Origin of the sequence: uncultured Gimesia sp. (genome assembly GCF_937910335.1) — a bacterium.
GTDB lineage: Bacteria > Planctomycetota > Planctomycetia > Planctomycetales > Planctomycetaceae > Gimesia.
This window is the reverse complement of the sequence record NZ_CALEMX010000277.1, coordinates 1-4,679: the sequence shown is the minus strand read 5'-3', so window position 1 is coordinate 4,679 and position 4,679 is coordinate 1. Positions and strand designations below refer to the sequence as shown.

Annotated in this window: 3 protein-coding genes and 2 pseudogenes; 1 reads left to right on the top strand and 4 read right to left on the bottom strand. The window is 46.1% G+C overall.

Annotated elements, in window-relative coordinates:
- A pseudogene (locus Q0668_RS25885) lies at window positions 1-187 on the bottom strand (AIR carboxylase family protein); the annotation flags it as partial.
- Between the two features lie 33 nt (window positions 188-220).
- Window positions 221-589 (bottom strand): annotated as a pseudogene (locus tag Q0668_RS25880) (heme-binding protein); the annotation flags it as partial.
- 243 nt (window positions 590-832) lie between these two features.
- Between Q0668_RS25880 and Q0668_RS11205 the strand changes: the two are divergent.
- Window positions 833-1,231 carry a DUF1353 domain-containing protein gene (locus Q0668_RS11205; protein ID WP_298864356.1) on the top strand — a complete coding sequence of 133 codons (399 nt, stop codon included), beginning with the start codon at window positions 833-835 and terminating at the stop codon, window positions 1,229-1,231.
- Window positions 1,232-1,251: 20 nt separating this feature from the next.
- Here the strand turns inward: Q0668_RS11205 and Q0668_RS11200 are convergent, their stop codons facing one another.
- Both Q0668_RS11200 and eutB read right to left on the bottom strand, forming a co-directional pair.
- A complete protein-coding gene (locus Q0668_RS11200; protein WP_298864353.1) occupies window positions 1,252-1,707 on the bottom strand; it encodes a hypothetical protein in 456 nt (151 codons plus the stop codon).
- Between the two features lie 237 nt (window positions 1,708-1,944).
- Entirely contained in the window at window positions 1,945-4,245 is a 2,301-nt protein-coding gene (gene eutB, locus Q0668_RS11195) for an ethanolamine ammonia-lyase subunit EutB (protein ID WP_298864351.1), read from the bottom strand.
- Window positions 4,246-4,679 lie beyond the last annotated feature (434 nt).

Here is a 4,679-nt window from a genome sequence, read left to right as displayed (position 1 = left end):
TACCTGATGGCATTTGAACAGTTGAAAGCATAGCATCCATACCATCCATAGCTCCACCTTTCATAGGTACTCCAATAACTGGTTTTGTTGTACCAGCAGCAAGTGCACCAGCAAGATGTGCTGCCATACCAGCAGCTGCTACAAATACTTTTGCGCCTTTTTCTTCTGCTGTTTTGATTGATTCCTGGTTCAGCCGCCCATCAAATCGAATCACGGCAAACAGTCCGCCAGCCCGTTTTCGAATTTGGACTTGATCATTCGTCGGCTCAGGAATCTGTTGTTCTGAAACATTTTTGGGAATCACAAAGCCCATCTGTCTCTGTGATTGATTCGCTTCCGGCTCCATAAACACGGGAGTCGTCATTGCCACTTTTTGTTCTTGATCATTGGCACCTTCAATATAACGAAATAAACGCATGAATCGACCATCATCGCCTTTTGAACCCTGAGGCAAGTCGGTAGTCACCAGCATAAGATCAGCATATTGGCGCGTTTCAAAGGGACCTTCCGAATCCACCACCGTGTATTCTGCCGATTCATAAGCATTTCGCGCAGTGAATTTCCAGCCATAATAAACGAGCACAACCATGACGAGAGTAACGCCAAAATAAATCATTTTTTTCCCAGCCATGAAGTGATGCATCTTAGATTTGATCATTCGATCCCTTCGCGTCTCATTTTTTTCGGCTTAGTATCCATCAGTGGGGGTATTTGTTAGAAATAAATCTCTATAATCAGAGCAGCGGATTCGTTATCAATCCCAATGAATGGCAGCAGGTGAGTATACCATAGTTCATTCACGATACTGAGAATTGTAGTAAGGAACGATCTGATGACAATTGCGAAAAATCAAGAATCTGTGTTTCTAGTCAGTGGGCTACTTCAAACAGAAAGACAACCTGACGGCGATCGCAAGTTATTGCGTAAATTAACCGTGAATGTTCATGACAAAACCATCTCGGTTCCAGAAAATTTCATCACAGATTTCAGCTCGATCCCCTGGTTCGGCCGTTTTCTCGTCCGCTGGTCGAAAGTGGATATCGCAGGGGTCGTACACGATCGTCTCTACGCAACGGCTGAATACACACGCTGTGAAGCCGACACCATCTGGCGCCAGACGGCGCTTGCCGGAGAATGCCATGCCAACATTTTCCAGGCCTGGATCGGTTGGTTCTTTTTAAGAATCGGTGGAAAGTTTCTCTGGAAAAATAAGCGAAAAACAAAACGATGAATTGAAACAGAAGAAATCGCTCAGGTAGCCGTCGATGTGATGGGTGGTTTGATTTTCCACCAGGAGAGAATCAATGAAGGGAATTTATCACCATTTACGATTCCTTCCACAACGACAAGTTGATCACCTCGCAAGCGATAGACACACGGTTGAGACACACGGGATTTAGCACCTTTTTTGGGACCTTCCAGAACTTCTATATCATAATAAATAAAGAGACTCAGTTCATCCACTCGCTGTAGTCGAAACTTTGCCTGCTGCGAATGAACCAGCTTCCCATCCCGATTATAGATTTTGACCTTCGAAATCTTTTGAGATATCTCCTGCTCAATTCTAATAGGAGCCCCTTTTCCATCCGTAGCATTCCGGAACCATTTTCCCTGCAGGAGCTGATAATCTTCTTCCGGAGCAGGCTCTGCCGAAGATAGAGACGAACCTGTTATCAGAATCACGAGGAACACCATCAATTGTTTCACTTGAATTTCTCCCCTGTAAACAGTTCGACCTGAATTCTTCATTCCTGTATTTGAAACCTGCTCGCCCATGATTTTGCTGCGAGGATTCTAGTAACTAATGAAACAGAGATAAATAGGAACCCGGATCTATATCATCAGGGCCGAATCATCAAGGCCGATTTAATATCACCAAGAGAGGAAGAAAAGTTAAAGTAAGCAAGACAACCAGAAATCAAATGAGCGATTCTAGACCAATGATCACCCGGCATTCATCTGCTGTAGAATGCGCACAGTATCGTTGGCTGCCTTATCCGGTTTGAGTGCCGTAACAGCAATACCGGAGACCACTTTTGTAATATTATGATCGACCTGATCAGCTTGACCCCAGACAGAACCAGGTGGAGAAGTCATATAGACGGAAAAGGTATGATGACCGGTTCCCGGGCGTTCGCCGATGATATGCAGTAAGGAACGATTGTGAGGAAGACCGCCAAATAGTAATTCGCCGATCCGATAACCCGCGCGGACACGTCCGGACTGTACGATGAGATTTCGCTCCCCGGTACGGAACCCGGCTGCCTGTAACTGCTGCCTGATCGCTTTGAGAAACGGTTCCAGTTGTCCTTCATCCATGATCGACAATGCATTCAAGCCATCCGAAATCACAATTTGAACATCAAAGTTTGAGTCGTAACGCTTGCGCAATTGTTGAATCGTTTTGATAGAACTTTTTGAAAGCTGCTCACCCGTCGAAGGATGCAGAATGTATTCCAGACGATCTGTTGACTGTGTCACTAAAGAAATTGAGTCAGGAACGTTGGAAATGAATTCCGGAGTTAGCTGTGCCCAGATGCTCTTTTTTGCATCTTGATAGATCTGGTCAATTTCAATTTTCAATGAAGGTTCCAGATCCGATTGTTTTTCTCCATGCCCTTCCGCGACAAACACGCCACGGCTGCGCACTTCAGATAATTGTCGCCGACCTTCTTTCAGAATCATCTCCTCAGTACGACCATCCCCTTTCTTGCGCCGGTATTGCAGGTAGACCCAACTGGGATCCCCAAAGTGTTTCGTCGGTTTCCCGTTGGCATCAATCACTGCCAGTTTCTGGAAGAAGGACCACATCGCATCGTTGACACGATAACCAAATTTTTCGCGAATTTGGACATGGTCCTGAAAACCGGTTGTGAGATAACCCAGCATCGGATCAATTTTAGTCGGTAACGCCATCAGGTAAGCGGGATTCGCCGGCATAATTTGATCCAGACACCAGTTTAAATCGTCGAGCGATACATCCATATGCAACGTAGAGCAGACATCAAGACCAATCGTCAATCCATGCAGCTTACCCATCACGATATCTTCCAGACAGCAGCGGACCAGTTGCTCGCGCGTTCGGAACACTTCCGGGCCAATGAAACCTGCCACATCATTCAGATGCACCCAGGGTGCGGCCGATTTCTGAACAGATTTTTGAGCGTCTGAAATATCCTGAGACAAAACACGGGCGAAACCATATTTACGCGACTCGTGCAACACCATATCAAAACCATGGCTATGACCGTTGGTGAAGTCAGCCCCCTGCCCCGTTTCAAAATACAGTCCGTATTGCCCCGTGCGTGAGCGCGCATAGTCGCGCATCTTTTTGAGGCTGATATCGAAGGTTTTGTTGGCATCGTCACTGCCCGCGATACTTTGAAACCAGAGCGCAGTACTACCCGGACTTTGACGTTCGACTTCCGCTTGCACATCGATATGCGACAAAACACAGTGCGGCAGAATATCTTCAATTCCGAAGGTCACCAACAAATCTTTCAGTAATAATTCAATGGCCCTCACAGACTCAGGTTCGCTGGAGACAGGATTGGTCCCCAGCACAACATCTCCCACCGCATAAGACCAGCCATCGAGTACCTGCCAGAAAATATCATCTAAATTGTCAGTCGGCGAATTGGGCTGTAAACGTGCTCCTAAATATCCACGCGCCCCGATCTGGCTGTTCGACAGCGAATTAAAAACTTTGGAGCCGACAGCGATCAATTCCCGGTTATCCATCAGTTTCACAACAGAACCGATCACATCACTGGAAAGGCCGCTGGCTACTTTTTTAATCGTTTGTTCTTTTTCAGTCAGCAGCAATTGTTTTAATTGCCCCAGTGTCATCATCGAAGTTTGCTCAGATACTCGCGATGCCAACAGCTTCTGTAGTTTATCTTCGAAAACGGGATGCTCGTTGATGTCATGAATTCGGGTTGCGGACAGCAGTCTATGAGCATTAGTGCGAGACTGTTCGTCAGATGCAGCCACGCCGACAATCTGATCGCCTTCTTTAAACGCATTGGCTGCACCAAGGATCTGCCGATAGAGCCGAGGATCGAAACCACCTTTGACACGTCGCATATAAGAAAAGAGATCTTCACCTTCGCGAATTTTAGTAATCGAAACACCGACGGGATTAAGTTCTTTCGCATTGACTTTTTTTGCATGAGCCAGAGAAAGCGTTAGCGCAAAGGGGCCCGTTATCATTCCATGGACAAACTCTCGTCGGTTCAACGGCATGGTTTCACATCCTGTCTGGAAAATTGCAAACGGAGAACTCAGAGGCGGTACCCCCTGATTCACTGTTTACTTCACTTAATCACTGTTGGCTTCACTTAATACGTCACTTAATACTAAGTTCATTGTAGCGAGCTCAGTATTGTTGAGGCCAGTAGGAAACCAGGCCAGCCTCGGACTGATTTGTTCCCTGAAATCAGAATTCTGACTTTGACAAATACGAGAAATGAGCTCTTCCTCTATTGAACCCCACCATTATATATAATATACAATAATGAGACATAATGTTTCAAACCCTCTGAGATAGTCCTTTTCCCGCATAAAGTCGCGTGACACAGGAAAAGTCTACACGCGCTCCCTGCTGCACTGAGACGGAATCAATGATGCTTTGTCAGAACCGGATGACAGCCTGCTTTTTAGTTTTTCTAGCATTGATT